This window comes from Ruegeria sp. E8 (assembly GCF_056533985.1).
This window is the reverse complement of sequence record NZ_JBQFOY010000010.1, coordinates 119,453-140,435: the sequence shown is the minus strand read 5'-3', so window position 1 is coordinate 140,435 and position 20,983 is coordinate 119,453. Positions and strand designations below refer to the sequence as shown.

The following is a 20,983-nucleotide window of genomic DNA, read 5'->3' as shown; positions in this document are numbered from 1 at the left end:
GCGAGGCTTCGCGGATACAGATCATCGCGTTCTTGCCGATGCGGTTCAGGCCGTCGCCCAGACCCACGGTGGTGGTGGTCTTGCCTTCACCCGCTGGGGTCGGGTTGATCGCGGTCACCAGGATCAGCTTGCCGTCTTCGCGGTCCTGAACCGAGTTGATGAAGTCCTGGCTGACTTTGGCCTTGTCGTGGCCGTAAGGCAGCAGATCCGCTGATTCGATGCCGATCTTGGCACCGATTTCCTGAATCGGCTTTTTGTTCGCTTCGCGAGCGATTTCGATATCGGATTTGTAGCTCATTGGCCGGGGTCCTTGATTGAATACCGTGCAAAACCGACGCGGAAGGTCGGCGCTGGCCATTCCATACCCTTGTACACAATCTCAATAGCCATGGATTCCGACATTCTGGTGTCGTGAAGCGTCGTGAGGGTGTTTCGGTGGTTTCAAATAGGAAACCTACACCGCGCCCTGAGCCCAAACGGGCTGATCCGGAATAAACAATTTCAACTGATCGCCCAATTGAATGCGCCCCGGACGTTCGACCCATCCGGTGATGCCCCGACGTCCGGCCGCCGCAGGTTTGAACGATGCACCATGACCAGGTTGATCCGCCTCGATCTCGCGCCCGGGCAGAACACAAGGGGCGTTTTCCATGTCCACGGTTATCGTCATCCCGTTTGTTGCCTGAAGACGCGACGACGGGGGAATATGCGAGAAATCGGGAATCCCACGCAACACGACAGAGGCACCGAGGTAGGACGGATCAAGCTGTTCCAGCCCCATATCTTGCGCAATTGCTTGCAGTTCCTCTTCGGACAGCACCGACAGCTGACGGACATTGCGGATTTCAGTGCCTTTCGGGTAGAGGTTCGAGACCCTGACACAAGATGCCCGATTAAGCCCCTCGTGCCGCTCGCCCTTCACGCCATCAAACCCCAGATCCAGCGCGTCAACAGCCTCGGCCCGCAAAGACTTTCCCGCCGGGACATGACCCAGCCAGATCACTTCGGCTGAATAATCGGTTTCGCGCAAAAACGGCATGGCCAGTCCCTTTTCATCCACTGTCTTGCAGGCATAATGCCCACCAGAACTCCGATGAAAAGCGAAAAGACCCGGAGCAAGCTCCGGGTCCTTTTTTATGCGGTAGGTTCAGGCTCCATGCCGCCTTCGGGCGGCGATTTCTTGGCCTTGGTTTTGGGAATGGCGGTGACGCTGGGTGCGTTGCCTTCGTCCGGCTTGTCGCCTTCGTCATCGCCTTCGGTCGGCGATTCACCATTCATGACGCGTTTGATTTCGTCACCGGTCAGAGTTTCATATTCCAGAAGACCCTGCGCCAAACGCTCCCATTCCTCGTTCTTGTCAGTGAGGATTTTGTGCGCACGCTCATAACCCTGCTGGATCAGACGCTTTACCTCTTCTTCGATCAGCTCTTTGGTATGAGCCGAGACCGAGAAGCCCGCAGTGTTGCCCTGATACCCTTCATGGGCTTCGGCATAGTCGATATTGCCCACCTTGTCCGACATGCCCCAGCGCATCACCATCGCACGCGCCAACTGGCTGGCCTGCATGATGTCACCGGCCGGGCCGTTCGAGACATGGTCTTCACCGTATTTGATAACCTCGGCGGCCTTGCCTGCCATTGTCATGGCGAGCTTCTGCTCGCACTCGTCCCGGTGATAGTTCAACTGATCCATCTCAGGCAGGCTAACAACCATACCAAGTGCGCCGCCACGCGGAATGATCGTGGCCTTGTAGACCGGATCACACAGCGGCAGTGTCATACCGACAACCGCATGACCGGATTCGTGATAGGCGGTCTTTTCCTTCTGGTCCTGGGTCAGCACCATCGAGCGGCGCTCGGCCCCCATCATCACCTTGTCCTTGGCGTTCTCAAAGTCCTCCATAGTGACAAAGCGACGGCCCACACGGGCTGCCATCAAGGCGGCTTCGTTCACGAGGTTGGCCAGATCAGCACCCGAGAAGCCCGGCGTACCGCGCGCGATGATGCGCAGATCGACGTCGGGGCCCAAAGGCGTCTTGCGGGCGTGGACACCCAAAATCTTCTCACGGCCTTTGATGTCGGGGTTGCCAACGGTCACGTTCCGGTCAAACCGGCCCGGACGCAGCAGCGCAGGGTCCAGAACATCTTTACGGTTGGTGGCCGCCAGAATGATCACGCCTTCGTTGGCTTCAAAACCGTCCATCTCGACCAGCAACTGGTTGAGCGTCTGTTCGCGTTCGTCGTTGCCCCCGCCGTAACCGGCGCCACGATGGCGACCCACGGCGTCAATCTCGTCGATGAAGACAATGCAAGGCGCATTCTTCTTGGCCTGCTCGAACATGTCGCGCACCCGGGATGCACCCACGCCCACGAACATCTCAACGAAGTCAGAACCCGAAATGGTGAAGAACGGCACGCCCGCCTCACCCGCAATCGCACGGGCCAGAAGCGTTTTACCAGTGCCCGGAGGGCCGACCAACAACGCGCCTTTCGGGATCTTGCCACCAAGGCGGCTGAACTTCTGCGGGTTGCGCAGGAATTCAACGATTTCTTCCAGCTCTTCTTTGGCTTCGTCAATGCCTGCAACGTCGTCAAAGGTTACGCGGCCATGCTTTTCGGTCAGCATTTTGGCCTTGGACTTGCCAAAGCCCATCGCACCGCCTTTGCCACCGCCCTGCATCCGGTTCATGAAATAGACCCAGACACCGATCAGCAGCAGGAAGGGCAGCAGCGTGATCAGGAAAGACTGGAAACCCGATTGCTGTTGCTTGACCGCCTGAACGGGGATGTTTTCGTCGATCAGGAGTTTCGTCACCTCGGCATCGCCGGGTTTGATCGTGACATAGCTTGAGCCGCTTTGAGTGGTGTAGCGGATCTGTTCGCCATCCAATGTCACATTCTTGACTTCGCCGCTTTGCACGGCACTGACAAAGTCAGAGTAAGTTCTTTCGTTGTTCTGAAGCGTTCCGCCCGGTCCACTGAACAGATTGAACAGTGCAAGGATCAGCAGGAACAGAACGACCCAAAACGCGATATTGCGAGCGTTGCCCAAGGAAAATCTCCCAAAAGTTCCGGCAGGTGAGAAGCTGCCAAGTTACCTCTTAAAATAGAGAGGATTGTGGTATGTTCAATGCGATAAAAAAGATGCGTAAAACTCGGGCCATTCTGACGTCGTCGTGGCCCGCCATCCGTTCGCATATCCCGCCAGTGGCGCAGCCAAGAGCGTTTCACCCTTCCAAACCGCAGGCGTCGCGGTCAAGGCAAGTCTGGGACGCCCTGTTTCACGCCATTCCGGCACCTGTTGCAGCCCATTATCGCCCAATGTACGGATTTCAGCACCCGGTGTCGCAGGGCCATTTACGCGCCATTTGCCATCCCATACGTCATCGGGTACGGCAATTTGGTCTTGCACGGCCTTAAATTCCCTGCAAATCCAAACACTCTCAGCTTTTGGAACCAACAGGCATCCGCCGACCGATCCGGCCCGCCCCATCGTCAAAGCATCCATCGCCTGCTCGACCGTACTCTGGCGCGGGGGATAGCCCTGACCCGCGATCCAGGCGAGAATCCCAACCAGAACGCGGCGGCGGATTTCCTTGGGCAGCGCAGCGAACCCGGCCCGATCAACCTTTACGTCGCTTTGATCGACCTGCGCCACGTTCCGCGCGGATTCCTGCGCAAATACACCCAATGCCAAATGTGCCTGCGCCAGATTATCTGCCACCCGAGACAAGGAAAGCGCATCGATTCCCAAGGGTTCAAGGCCTCCAAGAGCCTCTCGCGCCTTGATCCGGTCGAACCCTGAGTCCTGATTCGAAGGGTCTTCGACCCATGATGCGCTGATATCTGTCAGGTAAGCACGCAGGCTTTCCCGGGTAATCCCAAGCATTGGGCGCAGCAGTGTCACCCCTTTCAGATGCCGACTTGCCGACATACCGGACAGACCGGTGACACCAGATGACCGACCCAGTCGCATCAACAGCGTTTCCGCCTGATCATCTGCCGTATGTCCCAACGCGATGGCATCAATTCCACGATCTCGCGCCCAATCGGTCAGCAAGGCATACCGGGCCTGACGCGCCTGATCCTGCAAGTTGCCAGCCCCGTCCCAGCCCGTCCAACGCAAGGTCTCATGTGGCAACCCTAGCGCTGTGGCCTGACGGGATACGGTCTCGGCCTCCGCCGAAGACTCAGGCCGCAGCCCATGATCGACTGTGGCAACAAACAAGGTGATCGCCTCGGTCTGTGCCAACTCATGCAAAAGATGCACAAGGGCGACAGAATCCCCGCCGCCCGATACCGCGATGCCCAATTTACGCGGCAGGTTTTCCGGCAACCGGGCGCGAAGTTCCGCTAGTAGTTTTTCTGAGTGGCGGCTCAAGAACACCCCAATGCCGACATCTCTTGCGTGGCGTTCGCAAAAGCTGGTGCAGATGGAAAGCGGACGCCAACTTCATTGAGCGTGATGCAAGCCTGATCGGTCTGCCCCAACCGCCCCAGCGCTGCGCCCAGTTCATACAGGGCCTCGGGGGCAAATGCGCCCTCGGAGTCGCCGGTAAAGCTGGCCAGAAATGCACGCGCAGCTTCTCGGGTGTCGCCGATACCCTCAAGAGCGTGCCCGCGTTTCAAGTGCGCTTCGGGCGCAAGGGGGCTGCCGGGATAGGATGTTTCAAACTGCGCGAACATGTCTGCCGCGGTCTGGAAATCTCCGTCCAACAAAGCTTGCGATGCGGCATCGAAATCGGCGCGCTCACCCACGGCCAGTTCGCCCCCATCCGATGCAGGGGGCGTCACCGCGTTCACCGGGGCCGTTTCAGTGGTCGCCGTATCGCCGCCCAGCGTCGAGGTCTCACCCAGCGTCGACAGATCCCCACCTTCGAGTTCGACCAGCCGGAATTCCAGATCGCCGATGCGGTTGGTGCCATCGGTGACGATATTCTGCACCCGCTGGTTCAATTGTTCCGTCTGACGGGTCAGGCGCTGCAATTCGGCCTCGATTGCATCGACCCGCTCGAGGATCGAACTGCCGGACAGGTTTGGCGCGGGCGATCCGGTTGTTGAAAACTCACGCTTCAGACGCTGAATTTCCACGTGCAGAACTGTCAACTCCTGCCGAATATCCGCCAGAGTCTGCTGATCCTGTGCCTTTGCAACACCAGCCGTCGCCATGACAGCCGCCAATACCCATCCAGCAATGCGCATCATCTTACCCCAGAGTTGACCCGGTCAGCACCGTCACCGCGCGGCGGTTCTTGGAATAGCATTCCTCGGTGCTGCAAATTTCGATCGGGCGTTCCTTGCCGTAGCTGATGGTCGTCAGACGGTTGCCCGCAACACCGCGCGAAATCAGGTACTCGCGGGCAGCGTTCGCCCGGCGCGCACCCAGCGCGAGGTTATATTCGCGTGTGCCCTGCTCATCCGCATGACCTTCGATATTCGCGACGAAATCGGGGTTGGCCAGCAGCCAGTCCGCCTGACCTTGCAGCACAGTTTGCGCCTGTGGCGTCAGGGTCGACTGGTCCACGGCAAACAATACACGATCCCCGACGGTCTGCTGGAAATACGCGGGCGAACGCGGGTCGCTTGGCGAACCCGGTACGATCGCGCCAGTGCCACCTGCACCGCCGCCCAATGCGGAAGGGTCATTGTTTGTACAGGCGGCGATCACACTCAGCGCGCCCAGCGCCAGGACTTTGCTCAATACGTTCATTTCAAGTGCCTCGTGTTTTGATTATTGCCGCCTGTCTAGCACAGGGACGATTCGTTGTGAACTTTGCTGCGATCAATTCTGCAAGGGGCCCCAGGACGGGTCGCTACCGCCATCGGGTGTACGCACCGGACGCAGGTTGCGGCCCGAAATGTCGACCGAATACAGCGAGGCCCGACCGCTTGCCCCCTGCGTTTCACGGGTAAACATGATGACACGGCCATTGGGCGACCATGTGGGTCCTTCATCCAGGAACGAGGCTGTCAACAAACGTTCCTCGGACCCATCGGTGCGCATCACACCAATATGGAACCGCCCCTGATTTTGCTTGGTAAAGGCAATCAGGTCCCCACGCGGCGACCAGACGGGCGTACCATAGCGCCCCGCGCCAAAGCTGATCCGTGTCGCCTCGCCCCCGTTTGCCGGCATCACATAGAGCTGCGGTGTACCCGAGCGGTCGCTTTCAAACACAATCCGGCTGCCGTCAGGCGAATAGCTGGGCGCGGTCTCAATCGCGGGCGTGTTGGTCAGGCGCGTGCTTTGCCCCGAGGCCAGATCCATCTTCCACAGATCCGTATTGCCGCCCTGAATCAGCGAATACACAATCGACCGGCCATCCGGCGAGAAGCGGGGCGAGAAGCTCATGGTTCCGTCTTGTGTCTTCAACTCCTGCCGTTTGACGCGGCCCACATCCAGCACATAGATGCGCGGGCTGCCGCTTTCGTAGCTGGTGTACAGCAGCCGATCCCCGGTCGGTGAAAAACGCGGCGCAAGAACGATTGCAGAGCTGTCGGTCATGTACTGCACATTTGCACCGTCGTAATCCATGATCGCCAGACGCTTCAGCCGCTGGTTCTTTGGCCCACTCTCGGACACGAAGGCCACGCGGCTGTCGAAATACCCGCCCTCGCCTGTAATCCGGCTATAGACCTGATCAGCGACCTTATGCGCCATGCGCCGCCAGCCTTCAGTGGTGCCTGCCAACTGCAGACCATTGCCCAGTTCCTGCCCCGAGAACACGTCCCAGACCCGGAACCGAACCGTCAGGTTCTTGCCCGAAACATTGACTGCACCGGTGATCAGCGCATCAGCGTTGATCGCTTTCCAGTCGGCAAACTGCACCGGGGCATCGAAGCTGCTGACCCGGCTGATAAACGCATCCGAAGAGATTTCGCGAAACAACCCGGTCCCGGTCAGATCAGCAGCCACCACCCGAGAGATGTCCTGTGCAAACTGTGTGGCAGAAGGACCGTCCGGCACGAAATTCGGCACCGCGAAGGGCAGCGGTTCGATAATGCCCTCGTCCAGTTCCAGACGCAGAGGCCCGTTTTGTGCATAAACCGGCGCAGACAACAGCGTCAGGCCGACAAAGAGGCTGGTCAGAAGTTTCATCATTTGATCCGCATCCTCTCGGGATTGAATGTAATCTCAACATCCTGCCACTGAGCGTATTTGTCAGCAGGCAAGTCATATCCTTTGGCCCCACAGCGTAAAATCGCGCGGCGGGCGGCCTGATAGGCCTGATTGGCTGCGCTGGCGGATCCGCCAGAGCTGTCCAGCATCCGAACGCTGCCACCCACAACAGTACCGTCGCGGTTCAGCGAAAACGCAACCACGACCACAGTATTCAGCGCGTCAGTGGACAGCGAGCCCACATTCCAGCATCTCGACACTGCCAATCGCATCGCATCCTTTTCCCCGCTGGTCAGCGGTGGGCCGGAAGGCTCGGACCCGCTTCCCAAGGCTTCGGCCAGCGCGTCTTTGATCGCAGCTTCATCGGCTTGTGCCTCAAGCTCTGGCGCCACCTCAGTTGTTTCCGCGACTTCGGGTTCAGGCGGGGAGCTTGGCCGGTTCGGACGGACGCGCGGACGCGGTGAGGTCAACGGAGATTGCTCTTTGGTTTCCTCAGCCTCGGTCACAATCTCAGGTGCCGCCTCTTCCGGCGCCGTCTGGTCCTGTTGTTCCTGCTGAACCTCTGCACCCTCATCCAGTGAAACGGGCGGGGTTTCAAAATCATCCGGTTTTGCCTCGGGCGGCGGCGGCGCTATGGCCTCGGGCGCGACCCGATCCGACGGGCGCGGTTGCGCCTCGGGGCCCGGTGGTACCGGTTGCGCGACGGTTTCGACCTCTGGCTCAGTCAATGTCGGCGGCTCATCCGGCACCTCGGGCTCTGGCGGGGCTTCGACGATGACGGGCGCAGGCTCGGGTTCTGGCTCAGCTGGTGCGACAGGTTCCGGGCGCGGCTGTTCCTCGACCACAGGTTCCGGTGGCTTGGTCTCAGTCTCCGGCTCGGGCGGTTGTTGCAATGCCGCCGGCACTTCGGGGATTTCAGGTGCATCCCGCTGGGCCGTCATGGCCGCGAATTGTTCAGCGGTGACCACAGACACATCCTGTACGGCCATCGGCAGCGGCTCGGACCGGAACGTGCCGCCCAACAGCGCCACTCCGATCAGGCTGACATGCGCAATCGCCGAAATCTTGGTGCCGGTATCCACCGTGCGACCTCACTCTCCACCTTCATCCAGCGTCGGCCCGCCCGTATCGGTCACAAGGCCAACGTTGGAAAACCCGCCCGCGTTCAGCGCGCCCATGACCTGCATCACCTGCGCGTAGGGGATCGCACCATCGGCCCGCAGGAAAACCCGGTCACTGCTCCGCTCTGTCGCAATCGCGCGCAGCTTGCCAATCAATTCTTCGCGCAGCACATCGGTCGTCTGAATCTGCACGCGCCCGTCTGCCGTCAGAGTCACGGTCAACGGTTCTTCGTTGTCACCGGGCAAAGCGCTTGCCGCAGTCTTGGGCAAGTCAACCGGAACACCAACGGTCAGCAACGGCGCCGCCACCATGAAGATGATCAGCAACACCAGCATGACGTCCACAAACGGTGTCACGTTGATCTCGGCCATGGGCTGCGCGCGCCCGCGACGCCGCCCGCGCCTGCGCCCATTACCACCCGATGATTGCTGAACCGCCGCGCCCATGGTCAGCTGTCCAACTGGCGCGACAGGATGGTGGCGAATTCATCAGCAAAAGCCTCATACCCACCAACGATCCGATCACTGTCGGCGCTGAGTTTGTTGTAGAAGATAACTGCCGGGATCGCGGCCAGCAGACCCAGACCCGTGGCCAGCAGCGCCTCGGCAATACCGGGGGCCACGACCGCCAGATTGGTATTCTGTTGCTCGGCAATTTCGATAAAGGCGTTCATGATACCCCAGACGGTACCGAACAGACCGATAAACGGTGCGGTCGAGCCAACCGTTGCCAGAATGGGCAGACCTTTCTGCAAGGTCTCCGCCTCTTTCGCGATGGCCACATCCATCGAGCGGTCTATCCGCGCGGTAGCGCCCGCAATCAATCCGCCATCATTTCGGTGCGACCTGCGCCATTCGATCATTCCGGCGGCAAAAATCTTTTCCGAACTGCCGTCCGGCTGCGTTCCGGTCTGTTCGAACAATTCGTCCAACGGGTTGCCGGACCAGAAGCTTTCGTCAAACACCTGCGCCTCGCGACGTGCCGCGCGATAGTTGATCAACTTTTGGATAATGATCCCCCAGGACCAGATGGATGCGCCGATCAGCATCAGCATCACCAATTTGACGACAAAAGTCGCGCGGGCATACAGCCCCCACATGGAGAAATCGATCTCCTGCGCCAGCGCCAGCGTTTCAGCTTCCATGAACCTGCTCTTTGTTTTTGCCTGATGGCCGTTTATTTGGCCTTGTTTTGCCAAACGCTAACGCAGTTGGGGCTGAAAAGCCAATAGAACCACCCTTGGCCTGCAAATTGTTACATCAATGCGCGAATCTCTGCCGGAAGGCGGATCGGTTTGCCGTCCTTGTTGATGCACACGGCAGTGACCGAAGCGCGAAAAATCTCTGTCTCCCCGCGCCGGACAAGCTGCGCCATCGTCAGTCGCACCCCCGAGATTGCAGTCACTTCGGTTTCAACGATCAGCTCGTCATCGAATCTGGCAGGCGAAAGGTAGTCGGCTTCAACCCTCCGTACGACCCACACGATGCCTTCTTCCCGCATCGCGTTCTGGTCATTGCCCAAATTGCGCACCCAGTCCGAGCGGGCACGCTCAATATACCGCAGGTAGTTCGCGTGATAGACGACACCGCCCATGTCGGTATCTTCATAGTAAACGCGAACCGGGTACGTGTGTTTCATTGCGGCTGCTCCAGCCGGGCAAACAACCTGAGCGCATGAGACGCATCTTGCGCCGCCCCCGGCAAAACCGGATCATACGCAGCCCGGATCAGAGCGGCAATGTCAGGGCGCAGAATGGTGGCTTCACCTGCGATGGCCAACGGGGATTGGCTGCGAAACGCGGCGTCCGACCATAGAAGAACGGTTTGCACCACCTGGCTAAGCGCAAGGGTTTCCGCCGGAACCTTGGACAATTCCTTATCCATGCGCAGAAAAACAAAGGCAGCGCGGATTGCCCCATCCTCTTCAAATCGGAAAACGCGGTACTGATTTGCATCCGCTTCAACCAAACGTCCGACCAACGGCGCCAGATCGGGGATCAGACGATCAAGATCCGGCACCTCCAGCAGTTCTTGCCAGTCCCGGAAAAAGAAGACCATGCAGTTGGCGCCAAGTTCCGGGTCGGTCTCAGCCATCTTGTGACCGGCCAGCGTAACCACCGCTTCAAATGCGCCCTTCACAGTGGCCAGCGTCTCATCTTCGACGCCAAACACGATCGGCACGATGGGCCGCCCCCAACGGGCAAAAAGAAACTCACCGCTTTCGCGCGTGAACAGCGCCTCAATCTCTTCCGGTGTCACGGCCAGCCCTTCATCTTTTCGAAAATACTCTCGCCGAAGGCTTAAAATCTATGATCCGCCGTTTCAACCAAACAGATCGCTCTGCCGCTTGGGCGCAGTCATGCCCAGATGCGTCCAAGCCTTTTGTGCCAGCATTCGCCCGCGCGGGGTTCGCTGGATCAATCCCTGTTGCAGCAGGTAGGGCTCGATCACTTCTTCCAACGAGTCCCGGCTTTCAGACAGGGCCGCCGACATTGTTTCAATCCCGACAGGGCCACCACCGTAATTCTCGGCTATCAGTTTCAGATACCGGCGGTCCGCACCGTCCAGCCCCAGATGGTCCACACCCAGCCGTGTCAACGCGCCGTCCGCCAGATCGCGGGTGATGCGTCCATCGCCCTCGACAATGGCGAAATCCACTACCCGACGCAGCAACCGACCGGCAATCCGGGGCGTGCCGCGCGACCGGCGGGCGATCTCGCGCGCGCCATCATCATCTGCGGGCGCGCCCAGTTTCCGCGCGTTGCGGGTGACGATTTCGTGCAACTCATCAACCGTGTAGAACTGCAATCGCGTGGGAATACCGAACCGATCCCGCAAAGGCGTTGTCAGCAAGCCCATCCGCGTGGTGGCCCCAACCAGCGTGAAGGGCTGCAATTCAATCCGCACAGTGCGGGCCGCAGGGCCTTCGCCGATCACCAGATCCAGCTCGAAATCCTCCATCGCGGGATAGAGCACCTCTTCCACCGCCGGGTTCAAACGGTGGATTTCATCGATGAACAGAACGTCACGAGATTCCAGATTGGTCAGGATAGCCGCCAGATCGCCAGCCTTGGCCAGTACTGGCCCAGAGGTCATGCGAAAATTCACCCCCAGCTCACGCGCCATAATCTGTGCCAGAGTTGTCTTGCCCAACCCCGGAGGGCCATGGAACAGCGTATGGTCCATCGCCTCGCCTCTTTGGCGGGCGGATTGAATGAAAATGCGCAGATTGGCCCGCGCCTCGGCCTGACCGATGAACTCGTCCAACCCCTGCGGGCGCAAGGCGCGGTCGTTGTCTTCGGGCATTGGCTCAGGGCGCAAGGTGGGATCAGCATCAACCATTCATTTACCCTTTCGGAGCCAGCAATCTGAGTGCAGCGCGGATCAGATCAGCCTCTCCTGATTCGGGCTGGCTTGCCGCCGCCTCGGCCACGGCTGCGGCTGCGTCAGATGGCCCATATCCAAGATTGGCCAGCGCCGACAACGCTCCGGCAGATGCAGCGGCAGCGCCAGATGGCGGCTTCGATGCGCGTTTTGGCGCGGGCGCGGGGTCGGCAAGTTCAACAACCTCCAACTCGGGCCCGTCCATCGCCTCGGTAATCGCTCCGCCCATGGCCATGACACCGGGCGCCTTGTCCTTGAGATCCAGAACGATCCGTTGCGCCGTTTTCGGCCCTACACCTTTCGCCGCCTTGACCGCCCCCCAATCACCCAAGGCGATTGCACGGCTGACACCATCCGGCCCCAAGGCGCTGAGAATGGCAAGCGATACTTTGGCACCCACCCCCTGAACCGAGCACAGTAGACGATGCCATTCCTTCTCGACCAGCGAGAGAAACCCATAAAGCTGCATCAGGTCCTCGCGCACAACCATGTCCGTGTAGATCGAGACCGCCTCGCCCACGCCCGGCAATGCCGCCATGGTCCGGTCGGAACAATAGACGATATAGCCCACACCCCGGACATCGATCAGCACATGATCCGCCGCGCGATAGTCCAGCCGCCCTGTCAGTTTGCCGATCATGCCCGCACCTCTTTTACACGCGCCTGTTGCGTCTTTCCGTAATAGGCATGGCAAATCGCAATCGCCAGCGCATCGGCTGCATCCGCCCCTTTCGGCAAACAGCCCGGCAGTTGCAGTTTGACCATGTGCAGGACCTGCTCTTTCTCGGCATGGCCCACGCCAACCACGGTCTTCTTGACCCGGTTGGGTGCGTATTCCCCGACCGGCAATCCAGCCTGAGCCAGCGTCAGCAGCGCAACCCCCCGCGCCTGACCCAGTTTGAGCGTACCGGCCCCGTCCTTGTTCACAAAAGTCTGTTCGATGGCGGCCTGATCCGGCCTGTGATCCGCGATCACTTCGACAATCTGGTTGTGCAATGACAACAGTCGCTCGCCCAGATCGTCGCCATCCGACTTGCACAGACCGTTGGCCACATGGCTCAGGCGGCTGCCATTTGATTCGATGACGCCCCATCCCAGGGTCCTAAGCCCTGGATCAATGCCCAGAATTCGCATGTTTCGCCTCGGCCTGCTCGGGTTATGTGATCTTTTTTCCACGCCTAGCACGAAGCGTGAACATTTTCCAAGCGAATTGGCCAGAAGGCTGAAAACGACACACCTGTCTCAGGGGCGACTTCCCGCGTGATTTGCGACTTGGAAAAGTCTGATTTCGACACTTTTATGAACGCGTTTTAACCAATTATTTAAGGGAATTACAGCTTCGCGCAGCATTGCAAAAATTGCATAGGACACATGCAAAAACTGTACTTGTGCAGGCGAAATAGCAGCACTAGATGCCGCTCAGATCGCAAGATTGACAAGTGAACACTAACCAGAAGGAAACAGGATATGGCTGCACTGGACACAACCCGCATCGCCACCACTGGCTCGTTCGGCCTCGTTGGCCGTATCGGCGCATTTTTCGTATCGGCTGTTAACGCCGCTGTAGAATGGAATGACGCCCGCGTAACCCGCAACGCGCTGACCAGTCTGACCGACCGTGAGCTGGACGACATCGGCCTGTGCCGTGGCGACATCGACGCCATCGCCGAAGGTCGCCACTAACCCAACCACCACTCTCATTCGCCCCTTTCTCCTCCCTTGAGGGGCAAATGGAAACACCGCGCGCCCTGGGCACGCGGTGTTTTTTTGTCCGGAAATCGGATCAGTAGAAAATCTTGTTCAGCTGAGCGGCCAGCGCTTGCGACACCGGGTCGATCTGCATCACCCAAGCGCCTGCTTTCTCAACCGATGTTCCTTCGTGCAGGCTGTCGATCCGATATTGATACCCCGTCGGACCTAGGTGGGACAGAAGAAACGCCTTGAATGCAAAGACGGCCAAAAGCGTGAGCACCAGAAACTTCGCCGGCACCGCCGAGCTTACCCGCTGCGGCCTCATCACGACCAGGCCATCCTTGCGCATCGTCGCGCGATAGCCTCGGCTCATCTTTTCATGTTTCTTGTTCAGGCGATTAACGCGCTGATTGAACTCCAGTTGTTTACCCGTCATGGCAGCCTCCAAAAACCGCCCCCCTCGACTTCAGTCAGAAAACGGTAAATAGAGAATGCGACAAAAGCGTGGCAAAAATCCAGAAAACTCCCGCAAATGGCCTAATTCGCGCCCTGTTTGGTTAAGATTAGGGTCGTCCATTCACCAATCTCACCTCTGTGGGCAAGATTGAATTCATTCTGAGAATAAACAGATGCCACATCATCGGCCTGTTCGTTAAGGATTCCCGACAGGATCGCGTGGCCTCCGGGGCGTAGATTCGCGGCGATTTCGGGCGACAACGCCACCAAAGGTCCCTTGAGAATATTGGCAAAGATCAGATCGTATGGCGCGTGCGCCTTGAGGTCGGGATGATCGAAACCTGCGGCTTCCACGCACTGCACAGCGCCGGACATACCGTTTGCTTTCAGGTTGGCTTCGGCCACTTCCACCGCCACCTCATCGATATCGCTGGCGATGATGTCGCCGTCCCACACCCGGGCTGCCGCCATGGCCAGAACGGCGGTGCCGCACCCGATATCAGCCACTTTCGACGCGGTGAAGCCTTGATCCAGAAGGCGGTCTAATGCCTTCAAGCACCCCAGCGTCGTGCCGTGATGCCCGGTGCCAAAGGCCATCGCGGCCTCGATCAGCAAGGGAATTCGGCCCTCGGGCAGCTTGTCGGCGTCGTGGCTGCCGTAAACAAAGAAACGGCCCGCTTCGACCGGCGCAAGTTCGCGTCTTACATGCGCGACCCAGTCGGTTTCCGGCAGTTCCGAGACGACAAAGGGCTTTGCCTCGAACGCGGCGGCCAGAACCGCCAAGGCGGTCTCGTCCGGTGCGTCGGTAAAGTAACCGCCGACCTCCCACAGGCCCGAGCCGTCTTCGACCTCGAACACACCAACGCCGGTTGGTTCCGGCTCCAGACGCTCCATCGCTTCGCCCAGACCTTCGGCGGCTTTTTTACCTGTCAATGTGGTCAGGGCGGTGAATGTGGGCATGGGGGCCTCCTGTCTGAGTTGGCACCGCGCCTAAGATGCCGCGCCGTCAAGGTCAAGCACCGAGGCCTATTCCGCAGGGGTTGGTGCGAATTTGGACAGGATGGTTTCATTGCCCGGTTCAGGATGACGCGGAATCAACAGGGACAGGGCCAGCGAGACCATCGCCATCGCCGCTGCCAGACCAAAGACTGCGCCAGGCGACACGACCCACAACAGCCCGAGCGAGGCAGGCAGGAAAACAGCGGCTATATGGTTGATGGTGAAGGCCACTGCAGCGGTTGGCGCAATGTCCGCAGGGTCGGCGATCTTCTGGAAATAGGTCTTCAGCGCCAGCGCTAAAGCAAACAGCACGTGATCAATCACATAGAGGGTCGCGGCCAGAACCACGCCCCAGCCGAACCAGTAGATGCCGCCATAGGCCGCAAAGACGAGGGCCAGTCCTGTATATTCGAAAATCAGCGTGCGCCGCTCGCCAAACACTGACACGGCTTTGCCCAACAACGGGGCTGCGGCCATATTGATTGCAAGGTTGATCAGATAGAGGCTGGTAAGCTCGTGGACTTCAAACCCGAATTTTTCGACCATCATGAAGCCTGCAAAAACGATAAATATCTGCCGCCGGGCGCCCGCCATGAATTGCAGTGCATAGTACAGCCAGTAGCGGCGGCGCAGGATTAGTTTCTTGGTCTGCGGCGTCGGTGCGTCGAATTGCGGGAATGCAACAAGGCAAAACAGCGCCATCAGGGCCGTCACGCCGCCTGACGCCATGAACACGAAGTTGTAGGACAGATCAAATCGATCCCAGGTCAGGACAATCAGACCATAGACGACTGCAGTCGCAGCAGAGCCTGCTGCGACCAGCCATCCAAGCATCTGAGGGGCACGGTCTTTGGGCAACCATTGCAGCTGCAATGACTGGTTGACCGTTTCATAGTAGTGGAAGCCGATCGAACTAATCAGGGTCACGAACAGCAACCCGCCAAGGCTTGGGAACCACGCCGTCACTGCCGTGGCCACACCCAGCATGACCAATGAAATCATCGCCAGCACCTGCTCGCGGACGAAGATGATGACAGCAATCACACCAACGGCCAGAAAGCCCGGGATTTCTCGAACTGTATGGAGCAGCCCGATGTCCGCGCCATCAAAGCTTGCGACTTCAATCACGAAATTGTTCAGCAACGCGCTCCAACCGTTGAACGCAATCGGCATGGCAAAGGCCATCACAAACAAAAGCGTTATTGGTCGGCGCCAGAGCGGGAGGCTCTGCGCCTCGGAGAGCGGCATGGGTTTCAGCATAAGAGTCCTCTACGCCCATTTCATTGATTTGACGAGGGCAAAGCAGCACGCGCACAGAGGCTTTGCGCTGACGCGCAGGTCAGTAGAAACTCTGCGGATCGATATCGACGGTCAGGCGAATATCACCTTTCAGCCGCAAAGGGGCGATCCAGCGGGCGATAGCCTCCTGAATGGGTGCCCCTTTGGGGGCCTTGATCAGCAACCGCACCCGGTGCCGGCCCCGGATACGGGCAATGGGGGCTGGGGCAGGCCCGAAGACCTGCGCGCCGATCTCGCGCAGCGGCGCGTCATTGCGCGCCATCGCGTTGCCGATATCAAAGACCGGTCCGACCTCGGGGCCGGACAGCACGATGCCCGCCATGCGGCCATAGGGTGGCACTCCGGCCGCCTGCCGACCGGCGGCCTCGGCCTTCCAGAACCCCTCTTCATCTCCGGACAGGATTGCTCGAATCACCGGATGTTCGGGCTGGAACGTTTGCAGCAGCGCTTGCCCCGGTTTGTCCGCCCGACCCGCGCGGCCCGCCACCTGCCGCATCAGTTGGAATGTACGCTCGGCGGCGCGCAAGTCGGCCCCATGCAGGCTTAGGTCTGCGTCGATCACACCAACCAAAGTCAGTTTTGGAAAGTTATGCCCCTTGGCGACCAGCTGCGTACCGATGACGATATCCGCATCGCCTTCGGCAATTTCTTCAATCTTCGCCTTCAGCGCCCGGGCCGAGCCGAATAGGTCCGAACTGAGCATCGCGATCTTCGCCTCGGGGAATGTCGCCTCGGCCTCTTCGGCCAACCGCTCAATCCCAGGCCCAACCGGAGCCAGCTTGCCTTCGACCCCGCAGGACGGGCAGGCGTCAGGCATTGGCTTTGTTTCACCGCATTGGTGGCACATCAGGCGTTTGAGGAACCGATGTTCGACCATCCGCGCATCGCAATGATCGCAGGCAATCTGCTCACCACAGGCCCGGCACAGGGTCACCGGCGCATAGCCACGGCGGTTGATGAACAGCAGCGATTGCTCGCCCCGCTCAATACGCTGCCGCACCGCCTGCCGCAGCGAGGGCGAAATCCACGTCCCCGGCTGCATCTGTTCGGCCCGCATGTCGACGGGCTTCATTTCAGGCAAAACCGCAGCACCAAAGCGCGAGGTCAGATCCAGCCGCTCATACTTGCCCGCCTCGGCATTGGCCCAGCTTTCCAGCGACGGCGTCGCGCTGGCCAACACAACCCGCGCACCACAGATGGCCGAGCGCAGGACCGCCATGTCGCGCGCGCTGTAATGCACGCCATCTTCCTGCTTGTACGAGGTGTCGTGTTCCTCATCGACCACCACCAGCCCTAGATCGCGGAATGGCAGAAACAGCGCCGAACGTGCGCCCACGACCAGCTGCGCATCGCCCTGCCCGACCATCCGCCAAACACGGCGGCGTTCTGTCATCGTCGCGCCCGAGTGCCATTCGGCGGGGCGCGCGCCAAAGCGCTGCTCAACCCGCGTCAGAAACTCCGCCGTCAGCGCAATCTCGGGCAACAGCACCAGTGCCTGCCGCCCCATGCGTAGCGCCTCGGCCACGGCTTCCAGGTAGACTTCGGTCTTGCCCGAGCCGGTCACGCCCTTCAGTAGAGTCGTGCCATAATCGCCGGTCCGTTGCCCGGCCTGCAACCGCGCGACGGCGGCCTCTTGATCCTCGGTCAGGTTTTTCCCGGGCAAATCGGGATCAAGGTGTGGATAGGGCAAATCGCGCGGGCTGTCCTCTTCCCGCACCGCGCCCAGCTTGACCAAGCCTTTCACGACCGAAGACGTCACCCCCGCCTGCTCGGCCAGTTCCTTGAGCGTGAAGGCCAACCCACCATAGTCGCGCAGTACCTCCAGCACACGGGTCCGCGCGTCAGTCATCCGGTCAGGTTGACCATCGCCCAGCCGGTAAATCTTGCGCATCGACGGCGGATCGCCCAGCCCCGGCGCGCGGGTCGCCAGACGCAGCATCGCAGGCATGGGCGTCAAAGTGTAATCAGCGACCTTGCCCAAAAACACCCGCATCTCTTCGCGCATCGGCGCGACCTCAAGCACCCGGATCACAGACCGGGCCTTGCTCAGGTCAAATCCACCTTGCCCCGGCCCCCAGACCACACCCAGCACCTTGCGCGGGCCCAGCGGCACCTCGACAAACGCCCCCAGAAAACACCCGCCCTCGGGCGCTTTGTAGTCCAGCGTCCGGTCCAGCGGTTGCGTTGTCAGCACGGCCACCAACTCACCTTGATCGAAATACTCCTGAACGCTCACCGCATATCCTTGGTCCGGGGGGTTTCAGCACGTCTCTCTTTGGGGTAAAGCCATCCGCGACCAAGGCCAACCCATCAAAGGACTGCCCTCATGAAATTCTTCGTAGACACCGCCGAGATCGACGCCATCGCCGAACTGAACGATCTGGGTATGGTGGACGGCGTAACCACCAACCCCTCGCTGATCCTGAAATCGGGCCGCGATATTCTGGAAGTGACCAAGGAGATCTGTGATCTGGTCGACGGTCCCGTGTCCGCCGAGGTTGTCGCCACCGAAGCCGAAGACATGATCGCCGAAGGCCGCAAGCTGGCCAAGATCGCACCGAACATCGCCGTCAAGGTGCCGCTGACATGGGCCGGCCTGAAAACCTGCAAGACGCTGACCGACGAGGGCCAGATGGTCAACGTGACCCTGTGTTTCTCGACCAACCAGGCCATTTTGGCGGCAAAGGCGGGCGCGACCTTCATCTCGCCCTTTATCGGCCGTCTGGACGACATCAACCTCGACGGCATGGATCTGATCGCGGACATCCGTCAAGTCTATGATAACTATGGGTTCGAGACCGAAATCCTTGCCGCCTCGATCCGCACCGTGAACCACGTGACCGACAGCGCCCGCATCGGTGCTGACGTGATCACCGCCCCGCCAGCCGTGATCAAGAAACTGGCCGACCACCCGCTGACCGACAAAGGCCTTGAAACCTTCTTGGCCGATTGGGCCAAGACCGGTCAAAAAATCCTCTGATCCTGTGCACAACCGCGCGGTGCCGTCAGGCGCCGCGCCCGGCCCAACGGCCGTATGCCTGATCTGTGATCAGGCATGGTGGGCGGGAGCCTCTCCGCCACAGCGCCCAAGGAAATCCACCTCAGCGTGCATTTTTTCCAAGGCAAATCCGGCCCGGCATGTTATAAGCCGCCTCAACAAAAAAAGACCGGACGGGACATGAGCAGCAACCCCAAACTCGAGGATAACCTCCGCGCCGCGATTCTGGCCGAGCCGGACGTCGTGCTGGACGACAAGGATCTGATGCAGGCGCTGGTGACCGCGAATGAACGCGCACGCGGCGATAATGTGATCGACCTGCGCGGCATCGCCATGCAACGGCTTGAGGCACGGTTGGACCGGCTGGAAGACACCCACCGTTCGGTCATAGCTGCGGCTTATGAGAACCTTGCAGGGACAAATCAGGTTCACCGTGCAATTCTGCGCCTGCTGGAACCCGTCGAATTCGAAGATTTCCTGCGCGCGCTGGGCTCTGACGTGGCTGATATCCTGCGCGTCGACAGCGTTACTCTGATTTTGGAAACTACAGTGGTTCAGGACGATCCGGCAATCGACACGCTGGGCGGCGTCCTGACGGTTGCTGAACCCGGCTTCATCGACCGGTACCTGACCATTGATCGTGGTGGCCCCGCACGGGATGTCATCTTGCGCGAGATCCATCAACCAAGCCGTCGTATTTTCGGATCACAAGCCGATCAACTTCGCTCTGAGGCATGCCTGAAGCTTGACCTAGGCCCCGGTCGCCTGCCGGGCATGATTGTCATGGCGGCCCGCGACCCACGACACTTTACACCGCAGCTGGGCACCGATCTGTTGACTTTCTTTGCTGGCGTGTTCGAACGCTCGATGCGCCACTGGCTGTCGTGAGCCTGATCTCGCCCGCCTGCCGCGACGCGCTTCAGCATTGGCTGGACAGTCTGGGCGCGCTGGCGGGGAGATCCGAAAACACGCAAAGTGCCTATCGCGGCGATGTCACTGAGTTTCTGTCTTTCATGACACTGCACCACGCCGAACGGCAAGGGCTGAAAGCGCTTGAGCGGATCGCAGTGTCTGACATGCGCGCCTGGATGGCGGATCAGCGCAGCCGGGACGTTGGCGCGCGGTCTTTGGCGCGCAAGCTCTCGGCGGTCAAAAGCTTCTACCGCTGGCTGGCCGAACGCGAAGGGTTCGAGCCCACGGCCGTTCTGTCCACCCGCGCGCCGAAATTCACCAAGAAACTACCTCGCCCGCTGGCCGAAGATGCCGCACGCGCCGTGATCGACACGGTAGAGCTGCAATCTACATCCGACTGGGTCGCTGCCCGTGATGTCGCGGTTGTCACGCTACTTTATGGCTGCGGCCTGCGCATTTCCGAGGCGCTGTCGCTGACCGGAGCAGACGCGCCTCTGCCCGCCACGCTGCGCATTGTCGGGAAAGGGGACAAAGAGCGGATCGTGCCGGTTCTTCCAGCCGCCCGTGAAGCGGTCGACCGGTACGTTCAGCTATGTCCGCACCCTCAAGCCCAAGACACGGCCCTGTTCCGGGGTGTCCGTGGCGGGCCATTGAACCCGAGGGCGATTCAGGACGTCATGGCAAAAGCCCGTATACAATTGGGGCTGCCCTCGACCGCAACGCCCCACGCCATGCGGCACAGCTTTGCGACCCACCTGCTTTCGGCCGGAGGGGATCTGCGTGCCATCCAGGAACTGTTGGGTCACGCTTCTCTTTCAACGACGCAAACCTATACTGCTGTGGATACCGCGCGGTTGATGGAGGTTTACAACCGTGCGCATCCCAAAGCCTGACCGTTTTGCCTGCGACACAAGAGTTCACCTTTCTTTACTGTCGGAATGCATCCTCTGAATGCCCCAATGCTCTGTGGCAAAAGCCGTACAATTCCCAGACTACAGGGAAT

General features: G+C 59.8%; 23 protein-coding genes. 4 read left to right on the top strand and 19 right to left on the bottom strand.

Annotation, left to right across the window (positions count from 1 at the left end; all coding sequences use genetic code 11):
• The 15 genes from ACR0LF_RS14520 to ruvC form a co-directional block, all read right to left on the bottom strand.
• A partial coding sequence (locus tag ACR0LF_RS14520; RefSeq protein WP_480580637.1) for a formate--tetrahydrofolate ligase occupies positions 1-298 on the bottom strand: 298 nt, incomplete at its 3' end.
• Positions 299-454: 156 nt separating this feature from the next.
• Positions 455-1,039: an MOSC domain-containing protein gene (locus ACR0LF_RS14515; RefSeq protein WP_480580868.1), complete on the bottom strand. Its 585-nt coding sequence runs from the start codon at positions 1,037-1,039 to the stop codon at positions 455-457.
• A gap of 95 nt (positions 1,040-1,134) precedes the next feature.
• Positions 1,135-3,051 (bottom strand): ATP-dependent zinc metalloprotease FtsH, encoded by a 1,917-nt coding sequence (gene ftsH, locus ACR0LF_RS14510; RefSeq protein WP_480580639.1) that lies wholly within the window; start codon positions 3,049-3,051, stop codon positions 1,135-1,137.
• Positions 3,052-3,126: 75 nt separating this feature from the next.
• Positions 3,127-4,386 carry a tRNA lysidine(34) synthetase TilS gene (gene tilS / locus ACR0LF_RS14505; protein ID WP_480580641.1) on the bottom strand — a complete coding sequence of 420 codons (1,260 nt, stop codon included), beginning with the start codon at positions 4,384-4,386 and terminating at the stop codon, positions 3,127-3,129.
• Positions 4,377-5,201, bottom strand: a complete 825-nt coding sequence (ybgF, locus tag ACR0LF_RS14500; RefSeq protein ID WP_480580642.1) for a tol-pal system protein YbgF — start codon at positions 5,199-5,201, stop codon at positions 4,377-4,379. The genes tilS and ybgF overlap by 10 nt, the downstream gene beginning before the upstream one ends.
• Before the next feature lie 4 nt (positions 5,202-5,205).
• Entirely contained in the window at positions 5,206-5,709 is a 504-nt protein-coding gene (gene pal / locus ACR0LF_RS14495) for a peptidoglycan-associated lipoprotein Pal (RefSeq protein WP_480580644.1), read from the bottom strand.
• Positions 5,710-5,781: 72 nt separating this feature from the next.
• On the bottom strand, positions 5,782-7,101 hold the full coding sequence (gene tolB, locus ACR0LF_RS14490; protein WP_480580646.1) for a Tol-Pal system beta propeller repeat protein TolB: 1,320 nt from the start codon (positions 7,099-7,101) through the stop codon (positions 5,782-5,784).
• Positions 7,098-8,201, bottom strand: a complete 1,104-nt coding sequence (locus ACR0LF_RS14485; protein ID WP_480580648.1) for an energy transducer TonB — start codon at positions 8,199-8,201, stop codon at positions 7,098-7,100. The genes tolB and ACR0LF_RS14485 overlap by 4 nt, the downstream gene beginning before the upstream one ends.
• Before the next feature lie 9 nt (positions 8,202-8,210).
• Positions 8,211-8,687 (bottom strand): protein TolR, encoded by a 477-nt coding sequence (gene tolR, locus ACR0LF_RS14480; protein WP_480580650.1) that lies wholly within the window; start codon positions 8,685-8,687, stop codon positions 8,211-8,213.
• A gap of 2 nt (positions 8,688-8,689) precedes the next feature.
• Positions 8,690-9,385, bottom strand: a complete 696-nt coding sequence (tolQ, locus tag ACR0LF_RS14475) for a protein TolQ (RefSeq protein WP_480580652.1) — start codon at positions 9,383-9,385, stop codon at positions 8,690-8,692.
• A gap of 110 nt (positions 9,386-9,495) precedes the next feature.
• Positions 9,496-9,879, bottom strand: a complete 384-nt coding sequence (ybgC, locus tag ACR0LF_RS14470) for a tol-pal system-associated acyl-CoA thioesterase (RefSeq protein WP_480580654.1) — start codon at positions 9,877-9,879, stop codon at positions 9,496-9,498.
• Positions 9,876-10,499 carry a hypothetical protein gene (locus ACR0LF_RS14465; RefSeq protein WP_480580656.1) on the bottom strand — a complete coding sequence of 208 codons (624 nt, stop codon included), beginning with the start codon at positions 10,497-10,499 and terminating at the stop codon, positions 9,876-9,878. The genes ybgC and ACR0LF_RS14465 overlap by 4 nt, the downstream gene beginning before the upstream one ends.
• Before the next feature lie 63 nt (positions 10,500-10,562).
• A complete protein-coding gene (ruvB, locus tag ACR0LF_RS14460) occupies positions 10,563-11,582 on the bottom strand; it encodes a Holliday junction branch migration DNA helicase RuvB (protein WP_480580658.1) in 1,020 nt (339 codons plus the stop codon).
• A gap of 4 nt (positions 11,583-11,586) precedes the next feature.
• Positions 11,587-12,264 carry a Holliday junction branch migration protein RuvA gene (gene ruvA / locus ACR0LF_RS14455; RefSeq protein ID WP_480580660.1) on the bottom strand — a complete coding sequence of 226 codons (678 nt, stop codon included), beginning with the start codon at positions 12,262-12,264 and terminating at the stop codon, positions 11,587-11,589.
• A complete protein-coding gene (gene ruvC, locus ACR0LF_RS14450) occupies positions 12,261-12,758 on the bottom strand; it encodes a crossover junction endodeoxyribonuclease RuvC (RefSeq protein WP_209598197.1) in 498 nt (165 codons plus the stop codon). The genes ruvA and ruvC overlap by 4 nt, the downstream gene beginning before the upstream one ends.
• Before the next feature lie 333 nt (positions 12,759-13,091).
• Here ruvC and ACR0LF_RS14445 point away from each other — a divergent pair, with 333 nt between their 5' ends.
• Positions 13,092-13,307 carry a DUF1127 domain-containing protein gene (locus ACR0LF_RS14445; protein WP_480580662.1) on the top strand — a complete coding sequence of 72 codons (216 nt, stop codon included), beginning with the start codon at positions 13,092-13,094 and terminating at the stop codon, positions 13,305-13,307.
• A gap of 100 nt (positions 13,308-13,407) precedes the next feature.
• Here ACR0LF_RS14445 and ACR0LF_RS14440 read toward each other — a convergent pair whose 3' ends face one another.
• The 4 genes from ACR0LF_RS14440 to ACR0LF_RS14425 all read right to left on the bottom strand — a co-directional run bounded on the left by ACR0LF_RS14440 (position 13,408) and on the right by ACR0LF_RS14425 (position 18,306).
• The gene (locus ACR0LF_RS14440; protein ID WP_480580664.1) at positions 13,408-13,752 is read right to left on the bottom strand and encodes a hypothetical protein; all 345 of its coding nucleotides are present in this window, start codon (positions 13,750-13,752) and stop codon (positions 13,408-13,410) included.
• Positions 13,753-13,853: 101 nt separating this feature from the next.
• Positions 13,854-14,732 (bottom strand): 50S ribosomal protein L11 methyltransferase, encoded by an 879-nt coding sequence (locus ACR0LF_RS14435; protein ID WP_480580665.1) that lies wholly within the window; start codon positions 14,730-14,732, stop codon positions 13,854-13,856.
• Positions 14,733-14,798: 66 nt separating this feature from the next.
• Positions 14,799-16,031, bottom strand: a complete 1,233-nt coding sequence (locus tag ACR0LF_RS14430) for an MFS transporter (RefSeq protein ID WP_480580667.1) — start codon at positions 16,029-16,031, stop codon at positions 14,799-14,801.
• Between the two features lie 79 nt (positions 16,032-16,110).
• Positions 16,111-18,306: a primosomal protein N' gene (locus ACR0LF_RS14425; RefSeq protein ID WP_480580669.1), complete on the bottom strand. Its 2,196-nt coding sequence runs from the start codon at positions 18,304-18,306 to the stop codon at positions 16,111-16,113.
• Between the two features lie 90 nt (positions 18,307-18,396).
• On the opposite strand from ACR0LF_RS14425, the gene fsa reads away from it, so the two are divergent.
• The 3 genes from fsa to ACR0LF_RS14410 all read left to right on the top strand — a co-directional run bounded on the left by fsa (position 18,397) and on the right by ACR0LF_RS14410 (position 20,873).
• The gene (gene fsa / locus ACR0LF_RS14420) at positions 18,397-19,050 is read left to right on the top strand and encodes a fructose-6-phosphate aldolase (RefSeq protein ID WP_480469121.1); all 654 of its coding nucleotides are present in this window, start codon (positions 18,397-18,399) and stop codon (positions 19,048-19,050) included.
• Between the two features lie 198 nt (positions 19,051-19,248).
• Complete coding sequence (locus tag ACR0LF_RS14415; protein ID WP_480580671.1) at positions 19,249-19,956, top strand: DUF484 family protein; 708 nt, start codon at positions 19,249-19,251, stop codon at positions 19,954-19,956.
• Positions 19,953-20,873 carry a tyrosine recombinase XerC gene (locus ACR0LF_RS14410; protein ID WP_480580673.1) on the top strand — a complete coding sequence of 307 codons (921 nt, stop codon included), beginning with the start codon at positions 19,953-19,955 and terminating at the stop codon, positions 20,871-20,873. Before ACR0LF_RS14415 ends, ACR0LF_RS14410 begins: the two co-directional genes overlap by 4 nt.
• The last annotated feature ends 110 nt before the right edge of the window (positions 20,874-20,983 follow it).